Here is a 14750-nt window from a genome sequence, read left to right as displayed (position 1 = left end):
GATCAGCGCAGGCGGCGCCGTTCTTCCTCGATCCGGCGCTGCTGTTCCTCCAGCCGGCGCTGCTGGTCGGCCAGTTCACGATCGCGATCGCGGGCGCTGCGCTGGCGGCCTCGGCGGTCGTCATCACCGCGGGAAGACCGCTCCCGCTCCCGGCCGCGTTCGTAAGCGTCGCGCTCACGTTCGCGTTGCTCGCGGCGGGATTCCTCCTCGCGCCTGCGGGACTCGTTCGGATCACCGCCGCCCTGGAACTGGCGCAAGACGTCGCCGATGATGTCCTGGCCCTGCGCCTGTGCCGGGCGTGCCAGCACCGGCGCCACCGCCAACATGGCACCCCAGGCGAACAGGACTCGACGTGGATGGCGGGTTTCGGTCATGGCGCATTTCTCCCAGTGAGGAAGCTTAACGCGCCAGCCGACAACTTGTTGCGTCAGCAGGCCTCTGCGCGAAAAACGCGGGAGGGGGTGACGAATTCCTCCTGCGCCGCAACGGTCAGGATCTCCCGCGACCCGGCCTCCGCCGTGCGCCGCAGCAGGCCGTGGACGGAGGATGCGGCGGCGGAGAGCGCGACGGAGGGCTCGCCCCAGCGCAGCCGGTGGAACAGGAACAGCGCCGCGATGGCATCGCCGGCGCCATTGACGGAAATCGGCAGCAGCGGCGTGCGGATGCGGTGGAAGCGCCCGCCCTCCCCCACCAGCATGTCCATGCCATCCGCCGGCGTGTCCTCGACATGGAGGGAGGTCACCATGACGCAGCGCGGCCCCTTCGCCTGCAGCGCGGCGACGGCGGCCTTGGCGCTGTCCAGCGTGGTGATGGTCAGGCCTGTGAGCCATTCCAGCTCGAACTGGTTCGGCGTCAGGATATCGGCGGCCGGCACGGCGCGGTCGCGCATGAATTCCGGAATGCCGGGGCGGACGAAGACGCCGCGGCCGATGTCGCCGATGACCGGGTCGCAGCAATACAGCGCCGCCGGATTGGCCGCCTTCACCCGCGCGACGGCGGAAAGGATCGCCGCGCCGATCTCGGCCGCGCCCATATAGCCGGACAGCACTGCATCGCAGCGCTCCAGGGCGCCCCGCTCGGCAATGCCGAGCACAAGTTCCTCGATCAGTTCACCCGGAAAAACCTGGCCGCGCCAGGCGCCGTAGCCGGTGTGGTTGGAGAATTGCACCGTGTTCAGCGCCCAGACCTCCGCCCCCAGCCTTTGCAGGGGAAACACGGCGGAGGCGTTGCCGACATGGCCATAGGAAACCCAGGACTGGATCGACAGGATGTTCAGCGGCCGGCCCGCATCGGCCGGGGAGACCGCCTGGTTCACGCGCAGCGCCCCCCATCCACCGGCAGCAGCACGCCGGTGATGAAGTTGCTCGAGTCTTCGCCCAGCCAGACGCAGGCATTGGCGATATCCGCGGGCGTGGACATGCGGCCGAGCGGGATGGTGGCGGTGAATTTCTGGCGCATCTCCGGCGTATCCGGCCCGCCCATGAATTCGGTCAGCAGGCCGGTCGCGCTCATCACCGGGCAGACGGCGTTGACGCGGATGTTGTCCCTGGCGAATTCCTGCGCCATCGCCTGGGTCGCCGTGTTCAGCGCGCCCTTGGTCGAGTTGTACCAGGTCAGCCCCGGCCGCGGCCGGATGCCGGCGGTGGAGGAGATGTTGATGATCGACCCGCCGCGGCCCTGCTTCTGCATCACCGGCACGGCGGCGCGCACCATCCAGAAGATGGACTTCACGTTCACCGCATAGATACCGTCGAACTCGTCCTCCGTCACCTCCAGGATCGGCTTGTTGCGGTGGGTGGTGCCGGCGTTATTCACCACGATGTCGAGGCCGCCAAATTCCTCCACCGCCTTGGCGACCAGCGCCTGCACATCGGCCTCGCGGGAGACGTCACCGCCGATCGGCGTGCCGCCGATCTCCTCCGCGATGCGGGTCGCACCCTCCAGGTTCATGTCGGCGCAGATCACCCAGGCGCCCTCGGCGGCGAAGCGGCGGGCGATGCCCTCTCCGAAGCCGGAGGCGGCGCCGGTGACGATGGCGGATTTTCCCTGCAGGCGCATGCGATCATCCCCTGGAAGCTGCGTCTGGAAGGGTCCACCAAACGGCGCGGGGCCTCAATGGGTATGGCCCGCATGGTCGCCATGCGCTCGCGCGTGGCGCCGCTCCGCGGGTTGCGCCGGGTGGGGGTGTCCTCTATAGCCCGCCTTCCCGCGCCTGCCGGTCGCTGTCGGTGGGCCCATATGCGCGAGCACAATGCGATGAAGCCCGACATCCACCCCGAGTACCACACCATCAACATCATCATGACGGATGGTACGACCTTCACCACCCGGTCCTGCTACGGCAAGGAAGGCGACACCATGCGCCTCGACATCGACCCAAAGTCGCACCCGGCCTGGACCGGCCAGCAGCGGGTGATGGACACCGGCGGCCAGATCGCTAAGTTCAACAAGAAGTTCGCTGGCCTCGGCGTCCGCAAGACGGCCTGATCCGGCGCGGATTACAGGGTTCAGAAAGGGCGCGCCCCGGGGTCTCCGGGGCGCGCTTTTTCGCGTTTGGGCCCCTCTTGAACCCGCTCGGCCGTTTCACCAATTCCTGCGCTGCCGGCGGTGCCCGATCGGGGCCGACGGCGTGGATCCCGGACGATGCCGCCCGCCTGGCGGGGGCAATAGACGGAAATCCGCCGTGCAACGACCTTGCTATCGCAGGAGGTCTTCCGTGAACGCTCTCGACTTCTCTCCCCTGTTCCGCTCCGCCATCGGCTTCGACCGCATGGCCCGACTGGCGGAATCCGCCCGTGCGGCGGCGGACGGGCCCAGCTACCCGCCCTACAACATCGAAAAGACCGCCGAGGACAGCTATGTGCTGACCATGGCCGTCGCCGGCTTCGGCCCGGACGACATCGAGGTCACGGCGCATGACAACACGCTGACCATCGCCGGCAAGGCCGCCCCCGCCTCCACCGCCCAGGATAATGGCCGGGTGCTATACCGCGGCATCGCCGGCCGGGCCTTCGAGCGTCGCTTCGTCCTCGCCGACCACATCGTCATCGAGGGTGCGCAGCTCGAACACGGCCTGCTGCATGTGGCGCTGAAGCGCCAGGTGCCGGAGGCGCTGAAGCCGCGCCGGATCGAGATCCAGGCGCCGAAGACCCAGCGCGTGCTGGAAAATGAGGCGCCGCAGGCCCGCGCAGCCTGAGGCAAACCGGGCCGGCGGAGCGATCCGCCGGCCCTTTCGCATCTCAGCGCGGCGCCTTGAAGAATATATCCGCCGCGGCGCGTCCGGCTTGGCGCTTGCCGATCTCGGCCTCCGCGCGGGCGATCTCCACCTGCAACTCGGCGATATAGGCGCGCAGCTCGTCCACGTCCCAGCGATCCATCACCGGCCGGGTGAAGCGCGCGGTGGGGCGCGGCCCCTCCTCCTCCATCATCATTCTGGCCCTTTCTCCTGTCCTCAAGGCTTTGACCCGGCCTCGGCCGCTCTCTATATCCGAAGCAACGAGGCGCGGGCGCCCCTGGCGGTACGGTTGGCTGCCCGGGTCGCGGGCCAAACCACCTGAAGCATTTTCCAGCCTTGCGGCTTTGCCGGACGACTCGAAAACTGCGATGTAACAACAAGCTGTAGGCGGTTCATCGTGCCCCGGGCAGGGTGAAGCGGCTCTAAGGGTCCCATCATGAAGACGCCCCTGATGCCGAAGGCCACCGCGGTGTGGCTGATCGAAAAGACGTCGCTCTCCTTCGAGCAGATCGCCGAATTTGTCGGCATGCACCCGCTGGAAGTCCAGGCGATCGCGGATGGCGAGGTGGCGCAGGGCATCGTCGGCTACGATCCGGTCGCGAACGACCAGTTGACGCGGGAGGAAATCATCCGCTGCGAGGCCAACCCGGCCGCGCGCCTGGTGCTGACGGAACGCGCCACGCCGCTGCTCAAGCAGCGCAACAAGGGCGCCCGCTACATTCCGGTGGCGAAGCGGACGGAGCGGCCGGATGCGATCGCCTGGCTGCTGCGGAACTACCCGCAGCTGTCGGACCCGCAGATCGTGAAGCTGCTGGCCACCACCAAGGAAACCATTGGCAAGGTGCGGGACAAGACCCATCCGAACACCGCGAACATCAAGCCGCGGGATCCGGTGACCCTGGGCCTCTGCACGCAGACCTCGTTGAATGAGGCGGTCGGCACCGCCAATGACCGGGCCGGTGGCCCCGTCGCCCCGCCGCAGCCGCTGGACGACGCGGCCGCCTGAGGCAGGCTTTCGCCAAGCCATCCTCCCGCGGCCCTCCTGGCCGCGGGAGGAGGTTGCGGGCGCGGTTCTAGTGGACCAAGGCGCCCTTCAGCTTCTCCATCTCCTCCTTGAGGCGCAATTTTTCGCGCTTCAGGCGCATCAGCGCCAGATCATCGGGGCGCGGTCGCCCGCCTTCCTCCGCGATTCGCGTTTCCAGCGTGGCATGCCGCGCCTCAAGGGAGCGGATACGGGCAGCCTCGGCCATGCAAATCATCCTTGTCCGTTGCCTTGCGGGGCAGCGGCGGCACGATCCACGCCAGGGGGCGGGCACCGCATGGGGATTCAGGCGGCGGAACCGGCCCCGGGCGCGCAACCGTCCCTTCTGCGCCCGCAGATGTCATGTTATGCGGGTGGGCGGCGCTTTCCAGCGCCAAGTTTGAGACATCCAACCGTCATATTCGGGGGCGCATGCAGGCCGACCGCGACAGCCTCCTCCGCCGTCTGCACGAACTGCGCAGCGAGCACCGGGACCTGGATACCGTGATCGCCCGCCTCGATGAGGCCGGGACCGATGCCCTGCAATTGCAGCGCCTGAAAAAGCGCAAACTCAAGCTGAAGGACGAGATCGCCTGGCTGGAAAGCCAGCTGGTCCCTGACATCATCGCCTGAACCTGCCAGACCGAACCGCCCTACTGCCGAGGTAACGATGAGCGAAGTGAACCCCCCGCAACCGCGCGTGGGCGTGATCATGGGCAGCACCTCGGATTGGGAGACGATGCGCCATGCGGCGGAGATCCTGACCCGGCTGGATGTGCCGCATGAAACACGGGTGGTCTCCGCCCACCGCACCCCCACCCGCATGTATGACTATGCGAAAGCCGCTTCAGGGCGTGGGCTGAAGGTGCTGATCGCCGGCGCCGGCGGGGCCGCGGCGCTGCCCGGCATGGTCGCCTCCCTCACCGCGCTGCCGGTACTCGGCGTGCCGGTTGAAAGCCACGCGCTGAAGGGCATGGATAGCCTGATGTCCATCGTCCAGATGCCCGGCGGCATTCCGGTGGGTACGCTGGCCATCGGCAAGGCCGGCGCCATCAATGCCGGCCTGCTGGCCGCCGCCATCCTGGCGCTGGAGGACCCTGCCCTGGCCGCGCGGCTGGCGGCGTTCCGCGCGGCCCAGACCGACTCGGTGGCGGAGTCGCCGATTTGACCCACACCGCCCCACTCCCACCTGGCTCCACCATCGGCATCCTCGGCGGTGGGCAGCTTGGCCGCATGTCGGCGCTGGCCGCCGCGGCACTCGGCTATCGCTGCCATGTCTTCGCACCGGAGGATGACAGCCCCGGCATGCAGGTGGCCGCCGCCCGCACCATTGCCGCCTATACGGACGAAGCCGCACTGGCCGCCTTCGCCGCGGCGGTGGATGTGGTGACCTTCGAGTTCGAGAATGTGCCCGCCGCCACGCTGGATGCGATCGCGCCGCTGGTGCCCTGCCGCCCCGGCGTCGCGGCGCTGCGAATCGGCCAGGACCGCATCGCGGAGAAGCGCTTCTTCGAACAGGCGGGCATCCCGGTCGGCCCCTGGCGCGCGGTGCACAGCCTGGCGGAGCTGGAGGCCGGCATCGCCGATCTCGGCCTGCCCGCGGTGCTGAAGACCACCCGTATGGGCTATGACGGCCGCGGCCAGGCCGTGTTGCGCGCGCCCGGCGATGCGGCGGAGGCCTTCGCCCGCTTGGCGCCGCGCCCGCTGATCCTGGAGGCCTTCATCCCCTTCGCGAAGGAGGTCTCGGCCATCGCGGCCCGCGGCCTGGATGGGCAGGTGGTGACCTTCGACGCGGTCGAGAATCGCCACGCCCACCACATCCTGGATCTGAGCTTCGCCCCTGCGATGGTGCCGGACCCGGTGGCGCTCCAGGCCCGCGCCCATGTCGCGGCGCTGGCCGCGGCGCTGGAGCTGGTGGGCGTGCTGGCGCTGGAGCTGTTCCTGCTGCCGGATGGCACGCTGCTGGCCAATGAAATGGCGCCGCGACCGCATAATTCCGGGCACTGGACCATGGATGCCTGCCACCACGGCCAGTTCGAGCTGCACATGCGTGCCGTCGCCGGGTTGCCGCTGCCGGAACCTGGGCGTCACGCCGATGCGGTGATGAAGAACCTGGTAGGTCCCGAGAGCTTCGCCGCCTGGCCGGCACTGGCCGCAGCGCCGGATGTCGCACTGCACCTGTATGGCAAGGCGGAAGCGCGGGCTGGCCGGAAACTGGGTCACGCGACTCGGCTGCTGCCGCCTGGCACCCTCCGCAACACACCGGATGCCGAGCTTCTTGCTCCACTGTGATGAAGAAGCCACACACCCGTGTGCTGTTGTGGTCACAGTATCGGGAAGTGGGTGTGTTAGGGTGTTTGATCGCACAAATCGGTGTAGAAGTCGGCTATGCACTAGGCGTTGCGGGGGTTGAGCCAATCCGGCACAGACCCACGCCAGACGGTGTCGGTTTTGTCTTTGAGGAGATTGTCATGAGCCTGAGGAAGATTCTTCTGGCCGCAACGGTGCTGGCCCTGCCGCTCGCGGCGAACGCCCAGCCGATCAGCGGCATTTATGTCGGCGCCGGCGTCGGCGCCAACCTGCGCCAGAATTCGGACGCGACGCTGTCCAACAACATGCTCGGCCCGCGTGGCGGCACCACCGAGTTCAAGTACGGCTTTGTCGGGACGCTCAGCCTTGGCTACGGCTTCGGCAACGGCATTCGCGCCGAGATCGAGGGTTCGTACCGCAACAACGATGTGGACAAGGTGAGCGGCTTCGGCCTGCCCTCCAACAACCGCACGCTGGGCAGCGTCGCCACCTACGGCGTGATGGCGAATGCGCTGTATGATTTCGACCTGGGCCCGAGCATCCCGCTGACGCCATATATCGGCGTCGGCGCCGGCTACCAGTGGGTCGACAACGACATCCGCGGCAACGTCGGCGTCCCCGGCACCATCAGCATGAACGGCACCGACGGCCGCTTCGCCTATCAGGCGATCGCCGGCCTCGCCTTCAACGTCGCGGAAATCCCGGGCCTCGCCGTCACCACAGAATACCGCTTCATGGGCACGCTCGACAATGAAGTCGGCGCCCGTCGTGACTTCTCCGCGCCCGGCAATGCGGAAATGGACAACTTCAACCACAGCCTGCTGATCGGCCTGCGCTACGCCTTTGGCGTGACGCCGCCGCCGCCGGTCGTGGCCCCGGCCCCGGCCCCGGCCGCCGCTCCGGCCGTTGCCCGCACCTACCTGGTGTTCTTCGACTTCGACCGCGCCGACCTGACGGACCGTGCCCGCCAGATCATCGGTGAGGCCGCGACGAACAGCCAGGGCGTCGGCTCGACCCGCATCGAGGTCTCCGGCCACGCCGACCGTTCGGGCTCGCCGCAGTACAACCAGCGCCTGTCCGAGCGCCGCGCCGCCGCCGTGGCTGCCGAGCTCGAGCGCCGTGGCGTGCCGCGCGCCGCGATGGCCATCCAGGCCTTCGGCGAGAGCCGCCCGCTGGTTCCGACCGCCGACGGCGTTCGCGAGCCGCAGAACCGCCGCGTCGAGATCGTCCTGCGCTGATCGCAGGCTTCCCGACACAGCGACCGGAACGGGGGGTGCCGCAAGGCACCCCCTTTTCTTTTGCCCGTGCCTCTTTTCTTTTGGCGTGGTCCGGGGAAGTCTGCGCGCATGATTCTCATCGGCCGCAATCTGTCCCCCTTCGTCCGCCGCACCGCGGCCAGTCTCAACCTTCTGGGCCTGCGCTTCACGCAGCGCCCCTTCAGCGTGGCGCAGAACGCGGAGGAAATCCGCGGCTTCAACCCGCTGGGCCGCGTGCCCGCCCTGGTGATGGAGGATGGGGAGGTGCTGCTGGACAGCGCCGCCATCCTGGATGCGCTGGATGATCTGGCAGGCCCGGAACGCGCCCTGGTGCCACGCTCCGGCGCTGCGCGGCGGGACGTGCTGCGCGCCGTGGCGCTGGCCGTCGGCGCGACGGAAAAGGTGGTGGGCGCCTATTACGAGACCCGTCGCCCGGATGGGCTGCGCTGGGCCGAAGGCCAGGCGAAGCTAACCGCCCAGGCCCAGGCGGCCTTCGCGGCGCTCGACCGGCTGGCCGAATCGCACGGCTGGCTTTGCGGTGAGAAGCTGACGCAGGCCGATGTGACGGCCGTGGCCGGCCTGGATTTCGCCGACATCGTGCTGCCCGAGCTGGCCGCCGGCCGCTTCCCGGCGCTGGCGGCGCTGCGCGACCGGGCCAACGCCATCCCAGCCATCGGCGAAACCCGCTTCAAGGCTGAATAGCCTGCGGATTAGGCAATACCGGCGCCCCGGGCCTTCAATGGCTCATTCCCTAGCCGCACAGCCTCAATATGCGGCAGTTTTTATGTTGCGCCGCAGCATTCACCGCTAGGAAATCCAACGGGAGTACCGCTTCAGACACGGCCATGACGGCTGCGAAGGAGCGTGTGCACCATGAGGATCGGATCCCCCACTCGGCGAGGCCTGATCAGCGGGGCGCTCGCCGCCCCCTTGATCCTGCGCCCTGCCCCGGCCCGGGCGATGGAGCCGGTCGATATCGAACTGGTCCTGGCCGTCGATGTCAGCCGCTCCGTCGATGAGCAGGAGCAGGAGCTGCAGTTCCGGGGCTACGCCGCCGCCTTCCGCGACCCGAAGCTGATCGAGGGCATCGCCGGCGGCCCGCTCGGCCAGATCGCGGTGACGTTGTTCACCTGGTCCGACTGGCACATCCAGGAATTGCTGGTGCCCTGGACGCGGGTGGATGGCGCCGCCGCGGCAGAAGGGCTGGCGCAGGCGCTGGATGCCGCGCCGCGCCGCACCTGGCTCTATACGTCCATATCAGGTGCCATGGATTACGCCGCCGGGCTGTTCGGCCAGGGCTATGAGGGCACGCGGAAGGTGGTGGACATCTCCGGTGACGGCATCAGCAATTCCGGCCGCCCCGTTGCCGATGCGCGCGCCGATGCGTTGGCCAAGGGAATTGTGTTGAACGGGCTGGCGGTGCTCGACCGGTCGCCGCAGCCCCGGGCCGCGGGCATGCCGCCGCTCGATTCGTACTACCGGGACGAGGTGATCGGCGGGCCCGGCGCCTTCCTGATGGTGGCGGAGGGCTTCGAGGCCTTCGAGACGGCCGTGAAGCGCAAGATCATCCGCGAGATCGCCACCGCCCCGCCACCCGGCCCGCTGGTCGAACGCGCCTATGCCTGAAGCCCGGGATCAGGCGCCGAGGAGACGGGCGATGGCGGCTGCCGCAATCTCCCGGTCCTGGTCGCCGGTACCGGAGCCAATGCCGATGCCGCCGACGACCTGACCCTCGATGATGATGGGCAGGCCGCCCTTGAGGTTGGTCATGCGGCCATCGCTGGCGATGGCGAGCTTGATTTCCACCTCCTCATGCATGCTGCCGCTCGGCTTGCCCATGGCGGCGGCGGTCTCGGCCTTGCGGCGGGCGCTGTCGATCGACAGCACGCGGGCGCCGTCCATGCGCAGGAAGGCGAGCAGGTTGCAGCCCTCATCCACCACGGCGATGCATTGCGGCACGCCCATCGCGGTGGCGGCCTCGGCGGCGGCCTGGACCAGGGCCAGGGCGGCGTCCTGGGTCAGTTTCAGGGCGGGACGGGTCAGGGCCATGTGGGCAATTCCTCGGGCAGATCGGTCACCAGCATGGAGCCGGGCGCGTGGGTCGCGAAGTGCGGCAGGCCGGCGGCTTGCAGCGCCGCGAGGGCGGTGAGGCCGCAGCCCCAATAGACCAGCACCTCCCCAGGTTCGGGCGGGATCGGCTCGCCCCAATCGGCCCGGGTCAGGTCCGTGATGCCGAGCGCGGCCGGGTCGCCCTGGTGCAGCGGCGCGCCATGGCTGCGCGGCAGCCTGGCGGTGATGGCGGCCACGCGCGGCACATCGGCGGCAGCGAAGGGCCGGGCGGAGACCACCACCGGCCCGGCGAAACCGCCCGCCGGGGTGGCCATGCGATTGCTGCGGAACAGCGGGCCTTGCAGGCCCAGCTCCACATGCCGCATCCGGATTCCCGCCGCCGCCAGCGCCGCCTCCGCGCCAAACCAGCAGCCGATGGCGATCGCCACCGAATCGGCCTGCCAATCCCGCAGTAGATCGGCGACGGGCGTGACCTCGCCAGCCCGATGCAGCAGGTAGCCCGGCAGGTCGGTCCGCACGTCGAGGTCCTCGCCCAGCGCGGGCAGGCGCGGATCGCCCGGCGCACCCACCGCTAGCAGCGGGCAGGCCACGGGATTGGCCGCGCAGAAGACCGCAAAACCCTCCGCCTGGGCGGCGGGCAGCACAACCAGATTGGCCTGCACGAAGCCCCGCGCCCGGCCAACGGTGCGCCCCGCGAAACCGCCACGCGCGGCCCGCCGCAGGTCGCGCCCCGTTTCAGACATGGCGTACGAAGCCGCCATCGGCGCGGAGCACGGCACCGGTGACGTAGCTAGCGCGGGCGGAGCAGGCGAAGGCGGCCATGGCGGCAATCTCCTCAGGCTCCGCGTAGCGACCGATCGGGATCTGCGCCCAGGAACGCTGGCGAATCGCCTCGGCCGGCACGCCTTCCCGTTCCGCCGCGGCGGCGTCGGTCAGGTGGACGCGGTCGGTGCCGACGCGGCCGGGCATCAGGATGTTCACCGTGACGCCCTGCTTCGCCACCTCGCCCGACAGGGTCTTCGACCAGGCGATGATGCCGGCGCGGATGGAATTGGAGATGCCGAGCACCGGCAGCGGCTGCACCGCGCCGGTCGAGACCACCGTCAGCACCCTGCCCCAGCCCGCCGCCCGCATCGCCGGCAGGAACAGATCGGTCAGCCGGATGACGGAGAGCGCCATGCCCTGAAACGCCTCCGTCCAATCCGCCACGGCGCGGCCGGCGGCGCCGCCATAGGCCGGGCCACCGGTGTTGTTCACCAGGATTTCGGGCGCGCCGAAATCCTGGGTGACACTCGCGGCAAAGGCGTCGAGGCCGGCGGTGTCCGTCAGATCCAGCGGAAAGCCGGCCGCCCCCTCGCCCAGCGTCGCCACCGCCGCATCCAGCGCCGCGCGGTCCCGCGCCGCGATGGCAACCCGCGCGCCTTCCGCCGCCAGGGCCTGAGCGATGGCCAGCCCCATGCCGCGATTTCCGCCGAGCACCAGCGCCCGGCGCCCCTTCAGGCCGAGATCCATGGCAGCCCCTCCGCCAGTGGCCCGAAGGCCGAGGAAACACCTTGCTCCAGGAAACGCCCACGTCCCGGCGCGGCCAGCAGCGCGCCGTCCTGCACCACCACCTCCCCGCGCGACATCACCAGTTCCGGCCATCCGGTGACGATGCGGCCCTCATAGGGGGTGTAGTCCACCTCGTGATGCAGCAGGTCGTTGGTGATGGTGACGCGCTTTTCCGGGTCCCAGATGGCGAGGTCCGCATCCGCCCCCACCGCGATGCGGCCCTTCTGCTGCAGGCCATACAGCGCCGCATTGTTGGTCGCGGTCAGCGCGACGAAGCGCGGCAGGGACAGGCGACCGCCAACCACACCCTCGCTGAACAGCAGCGGCATGCGGGTGGCGAGGCCCGGAATGCCGTTCGCCACCTTGCGGAAGGGCGGATTCGGCCCGGCATGCAGCTTGCCCTCCGCATCGAAGCGATAGGGGGCGTGGTCGCTGTTGAAGATGTCGAAGCTGCCATCCTGCAGCCCGCGCCAGCAGGCTTCCTGGCTTTCCGTGTCGCGTGGCGGCGGGCTGCACATCACCTGCGCGCCGAGCATGTCCGGCTGGTCCAGGTCGGCCTCGGTCAGCAGCAGATATTGCGGGCAGGTCTCGGCAAAGACGGTCAGGCCCCGCGCGCGGGCGCGGCGGATTTCCTCCAGCGGCTCGGCGCCGCTGACATGGACGATGACCAGCGGCGTGTCCGCCACCTCCCCCAGCGTCAGCGCCCGATGCGTCGCCTCCCGTTCCACCGCCAAGGGGCGCGACGTGGCATGGTGCATCGGGCGCGTGTCGCCGGCGCGTTCCAGCCGGTCGGCGAGCCAGCCGATGATCTCGTGATTCTCCGCATGCACCAGGGTGATGGCTCGATGCGCGCGGGAGACATCGAGCACGTCGAGGATCTGGCGATCCGAAAGCCGCATCGCCTCATAGGTCATGTAGACCTTCACGCTGCGATGGCCGCGCGCGATCAGCGCCGGCAGTTCCTGGCCCAGCACCTCCGGCGTCGGATCGCTGACAACCAGGTGGAAGGCGTAGTCGAGAAAGGCATTTCCCTGCGCACGCCGGTGATAATCCGCGACCGCCGCGCGCAGGGACGCACCGCGATGCTGCACGGCGAAGGACATGGTGCAGGTGGTGCCGCCAAAGGCCGCGCTGCGGGTGCCGGAGAGAAACCCATCCGCCATCCGCGCCCCGGCGGAAGCCAGCCCCGGCGCCTGCACCTGGTCGATATGCACATGCGCGTCGATGCCGCCCGGCAGCACCAGCCGGCCGGTGGCATCGATCACCCGTTCCGCGCCGTGCAGCCTCTCAGCCAGCGCGGTGATGCGTCCGGCCGTGATGCCGATATCGGCGCGGAAGACGTCGGCGGCCGTGGCGACGGTGCCGCCACGGATGATGGTGTCGAAGGTGCTCACGTGGGGATGCGTCGAATCTCGGCCGGGGGCAGGAAGGAGGGATCGAAAACATCACCCGGCGCCAGCGGCGTGGCCAGCCCGAAGGCGCGGGAAATCGTCGCGACGGATTCGGCGAAACGGTCGGCGCGCACGCCGCCCAGCCCATCGGCGCGGCTTTCCTCCGTGGTCAACTGCTTGGTGATCAGCCAGCGCAGCTTCTCTGTCTCCAGCGGCACATCGGTCAGCGACTGGCGCTTGCGGAGGGCGGCGATGGCGGCGGCGGGCTCCGCCATCGCCGCCTGCCAGCCGCGGGCGGAGGCGGCGGTGAAGCGGCGCACGGCTTCCGGATTGCCCTCCAGCATCCGCTTCGAGGCCAGGATGCCATTGCCATAAAGGGGCAGGCCGGCATCGGCGAAATAGGTGAAGCGGATATCCTCCGGCTTCGCCCCGGCACGGACCAGGCCGAAATACATGGTGCTGTCGAAGCCGAGGATCGCATCCGCATCGCCGCGCAGCAGGAAGGCTTCCCGCAGCCGCAGGTCGCCATATTGCCAGCGGATGCTGCTGGCATCGATTCCGGCCACCGCGGCGAAGGCCGGGAAGATGCGGTAGGCGCCATCGGTCAGCGCCGCGCCGATGCGCTTGCCGGCCAGCTTCGCGGCCGTGTCGATGCCCGCACGGGTGAAGGAGGCCGCGGAAAGCGGGCTGCGGTAATAGACCATATAGACGCAGCGCGCGGCGGAGGCCGGGTTCTTGGCGTTGAATTCCAGCAGCACGTTGATGTCGCCGATGCCGAAATCATAGCTTCCGGAGCCGACGCGCGTCACTGCCTCCCCCGACCCACCCGAACTGTCGAATTGCGGGCGCAGCCCGGCCTCCGCGTACCAGCCGCGTTCCTCGGCCAGGAAGAAGGCGGCGTTGGAGCCATCGAAGGGCGCGGCGAGCGAAACCTTGATGTCGAGCGGCGCCTGCGCGTTGGCGCGCGTGGCCAGAAGTGCGGGTGCGGCGAGCAGTAGGCGGCGGCTGATCCTCATCGGTGCGTGTTCCTGTCTGACCTGTGCGGGGAACAGCAAGGGTCGTGCCAGCCCGTTGCGGGGGCGGATTTGCCCCGAAAGGCGGCCTCCGGCATGATTGCGCGCAATCCGGTGCGCGGGAGTGCGGCAGATGCGCCATGGCGCAGGGCAAATGGTGGGGGTGGTGACGCCGGCGACGCGTCCCAAGGCGGAGGATGCAGACGGCGTTCACGCCCATCTGTTCCAAGCCATCGTCGACCAGCGCCTGCCACCCGGCGCAAAGCTCACCGAGCAATCGCTGGTCGAGACCTTCGATATCGGCCGCCGCGCCATCGGCGATGCGCTGCGCCGGCTGGTCTGGGAAAGGCTGGCGGTGGCGCCGCCGAACCGCGGGGTCTTCGTCGCGGCGCCGGATGCGGATGAAGCCCGGGCCATCTTCGCCGCCCGCCGTGCCATCGAGGCGGGCACGACCGAAGCCGTGGCCCGGCGCGGCGACCCGCAGCAGGCGGATGAACTCGCGGCCAACCTGGCGGAGGAAGCCCGCCTGCGGAAGGCGGGGCGGGTGCGGGAGGCGATCGGGCTATCGGGCGGCTTTCACACCCTGGTGGCGCGGCTGTCTGGCAACCCGATCCTGGAGGAACAGGTGCGGCTGCTGGTGGCGCGGACCAGCCTGGTGGTGGCGTTGTATGAGGACCGCACCGGCCTCGCCTGCTGGCATGACGACCATGCGGAGCTGGTTGCGCTGATCCGCGCCCGCCGCCACCGCGCCGCCGCCGGGCTGATGCAGCGGCATCTTGTAGAGCTTGAGCTTGGCCTGCGGCTGGACCGGCCGGCGACAGAGGGACTGGATATCAGGGTGATGCTTGCACGGCCAGGATGACATATTCCTAATACGAAACATACTTCATTTCTGCGTAAGTT

Annotated in this window: 20 protein-coding genes; 10 read left to right on the top strand and 10 right to left on the bottom strand. The window is 69.2% G+C overall.

Going from position 1 to position 14750, the window contains the following annotated elements; genetic code table 11:
* Positions 1-2: 2 nt before the first annotated feature.
* The 3 genes from ACFHNC_RS06585 to ACFHNC_RS06575 are packed head-to-tail and all read right to left on the bottom strand — an operon-like array spanning position 3 to position 2058.
* The gene (locus ACFHNC_RS06585) at positions 3-374 is read right to left on the bottom strand and encodes a hypothetical protein (protein ID WP_437168424.1); all 372 of its coding nucleotides are present in this window, start codon (positions 372-374) and stop codon (positions 3-5) included.
* Between the two features lie 53 nt (positions 375-427).
* Positions 428-1315 carry a pyridoxal kinase PdxY gene (pdxY, locus tag ACFHNC_RS06580; protein ID WP_437168423.1) on the bottom strand — a complete coding sequence of 296 codons (888 nt, stop codon included), beginning with the start codon at positions 1313-1315 and terminating at the stop codon, positions 428-430.
* A complete protein-coding gene (locus ACFHNC_RS06575) occupies positions 1312-2058 on the bottom strand; it encodes an SDR family oxidoreductase (protein WP_437168422.1) in 747 nt (248 codons plus the stop codon). Before ACFHNC_RS06575 ends, pdxY begins: the two co-directional genes overlap by 4 nt.
* Before the next feature lie 198 nt (positions 2059-2256).
* Between ACFHNC_RS06575 and rpmE the strand changes: the two genes are divergently transcribed.
* Together rpmE and ACFHNC_RS06565 are read left to right on the top strand one after the other, a co-directional pair.
* Entirely contained in the window at positions 2257-2487 is a 231-nt protein-coding gene (gene rpmE / locus ACFHNC_RS06570) for a 50S ribosomal protein L31 (protein WP_092962143.1), read from the top strand.
* 229 nt (positions 2488-2716) lie between these two features.
* Positions 2717-3196, top strand: a complete 480-nt coding sequence (locus ACFHNC_RS06565) for an Hsp20 family protein (RefSeq protein WP_437168421.1) — start codon at positions 2717-2719, stop codon at positions 3194-3196.
* A gap of 43 nt (positions 3197-3239) precedes the next feature.
* Here ACFHNC_RS06565 and ACFHNC_RS06560 read toward each other — a convergent pair whose 3' ends face one another.
* The gene (locus ACFHNC_RS06560; RefSeq protein WP_437168420.1) at positions 3240-3431 is read right to left on the bottom strand and encodes a DUF1192 domain-containing protein; all 192 of its coding nucleotides are present in this window, start codon (positions 3429-3431) and stop codon (positions 3240-3242) included.
* A gap of 240 nt (positions 3432-3671) precedes the next feature.
* Here ACFHNC_RS06560 and ACFHNC_RS06555 point away from each other — a divergent pair, with 240 nt between their 5' ends.
* Positions 3672-4241: a cell cycle transcriptional regulator TrcR gene (locus tag ACFHNC_RS06555; protein WP_437168419.1), complete on the top strand. Its 570-nt coding sequence runs from the start codon at positions 3672-3674 to the stop codon at positions 4239-4241.
* 67 nt (positions 4242-4308) lie between these two features.
* On the opposite strand, the gene ACFHNC_RS06550 is transcribed toward ACFHNC_RS06555, so the two are convergent.
* Positions 4309-4485, bottom strand: coding sequence for a YdcH family protein (locus tag ACFHNC_RS06550; protein WP_437168418.1), 177 nt, complete (start codon positions 4483-4485; stop codon positions 4309-4311).
* Positions 4486-4688: 203 nt separating this feature from the next.
* On the opposite strand from ACFHNC_RS06550, the gene ACFHNC_RS06545 reads away from it, so the two are divergent.
* The 6 genes from ACFHNC_RS06545 to ACFHNC_RS06520 all read left to right on the top strand — a co-directional run bounded on the left by ACFHNC_RS06545 (position 4689) and on the right by ACFHNC_RS06520 (position 9448).
* On the top strand, positions 4689-4889 hold the full coding sequence (locus ACFHNC_RS06545; protein ID WP_216840108.1) for a YdcH family protein: 201 nt from the start codon (positions 4689-4691) through the stop codon (positions 4887-4889).
* Between the two features lie 37 nt (positions 4890-4926).
* Positions 4927-5424 carry a 5-(carboxyamino)imidazole ribonucleotide mutase gene (purE, locus tag ACFHNC_RS06540; RefSeq protein ID WP_437168417.1) on the top strand — a complete coding sequence of 166 codons (498 nt, stop codon included), beginning with the start codon at positions 4927-4929 and terminating at the stop codon, positions 5422-5424.
* Positions 5421-6548 carry a 5-(carboxyamino)imidazole ribonucleotide synthase gene (locus tag ACFHNC_RS06535; RefSeq protein WP_437168416.1) on the top strand — a complete coding sequence of 376 codons (1128 nt, stop codon included), beginning with the start codon at positions 5421-5423 and terminating at the stop codon, positions 6546-6548. Before purE ends, ACFHNC_RS06535 begins: the two co-directional genes overlap by 4 nt.
* Positions 6548-7804 (top strand): OmpA family protein, encoded by a 1257-nt coding sequence (locus ACFHNC_RS06530; protein ID WP_437168415.1) that lies wholly within the window; start codon positions 6548-6550, stop codon positions 7802-7804. Before ACFHNC_RS06535 ends, ACFHNC_RS06530 begins: the two co-directional genes overlap by 1 nt.
* A gap of 108 nt (positions 7805-7912) precedes the next feature.
* Positions 7913-8524 (top strand): glutathione S-transferase family protein, encoded by a 612-nt coding sequence (locus ACFHNC_RS06525; protein ID WP_437168414.1) that lies wholly within the window; start codon positions 7913-7915, stop codon positions 8522-8524.
* Positions 8525-8695: 171 nt separating this feature from the next.
* Positions 8696-9448, top strand: coding sequence for a DUF1194 domain-containing protein (locus ACFHNC_RS06520; RefSeq protein ID WP_437168413.1), 753 nt, complete (start codon positions 8696-8698; stop codon positions 9446-9448).
* Between the two features lie 9 nt (positions 9449-9457).
* On the opposite strand, the gene ACFHNC_RS06515 is transcribed toward ACFHNC_RS06520, so the two are convergent.
* The 5 genes from ACFHNC_RS06515 to ACFHNC_RS06495 are packed head-to-tail and all read right to left on the bottom strand — an operon-like array spanning position 9458 to position 13850.
* On the bottom strand, positions 9458-9871 hold the full coding sequence (locus ACFHNC_RS06515; RefSeq protein WP_437168412.1) for a GlcG/HbpS family heme-binding protein: 414 nt from the start codon (positions 9869-9871) through the stop codon (positions 9458-9460).
* Positions 9862-10635: a D-glutamate cyclase family protein gene (locus ACFHNC_RS06510; protein ID WP_437168411.1), complete on the bottom strand. Its 774-nt coding sequence runs from the start codon at positions 10633-10635 to the stop codon at positions 9862-9864. The genes ACFHNC_RS06515 and ACFHNC_RS06510 overlap by 10 nt, the downstream gene beginning before the upstream one ends.
* Positions 10628-11404 carry an SDR family oxidoreductase gene (locus tag ACFHNC_RS06505; RefSeq protein ID WP_437168410.1) on the bottom strand — a complete coding sequence of 259 codons (777 nt, stop codon included), beginning with the start codon at positions 11402-11404 and terminating at the stop codon, positions 10628-10630. Before ACFHNC_RS06505 ends, ACFHNC_RS06510 begins: the two co-directional genes overlap by 8 nt.
* Positions 11389-12837, bottom strand: a complete 1449-nt coding sequence (gene hydA / locus ACFHNC_RS06500) for a dihydropyrimidinase (protein ID WP_437168409.1) — start codon at positions 12835-12837, stop codon at positions 11389-11391. The genes ACFHNC_RS06505 and hydA overlap by 16 nt, the downstream gene beginning before the upstream one ends.
* The gene (locus ACFHNC_RS06495) at positions 12834-13850 is read right to left on the bottom strand and encodes an ABC transporter substrate-binding protein (protein ID WP_437168408.1); all 1017 of its coding nucleotides are present in this window, start codon (positions 13848-13850) and stop codon (positions 12834-12836) included. The genes hydA and ACFHNC_RS06495 overlap by 4 nt, the downstream gene beginning before the upstream one ends.
* Positions 13851-13980: 130 nt before the next feature.
* Between ACFHNC_RS06495 and ACFHNC_RS06490 the strand changes: the two genes are divergently transcribed.
* Positions 13981-14709 carry a GntR family transcriptional regulator gene (locus ACFHNC_RS06490; protein WP_437168407.1) on the top strand — a complete coding sequence of 243 codons (729 nt, stop codon included), beginning with the start codon at positions 13981-13983 and terminating at the stop codon, positions 14707-14709.
* The last annotated feature ends 41 nt before the right edge of the window (positions 14710-14750 follow it).

The sequence above is a fragment of the Falsiroseomonas sp. E2-1-a4 genome (assembly GCF_051433165.1).
Taxonomy (GTDB): domain Bacteria; phylum Pseudomonadota; class Alphaproteobacteria; order Acetobacterales; family Acetobacteraceae; genus Falsiroseomonas.
This window is presented reverse-complemented; position numbering and strand designations above follow the sequence as displayed.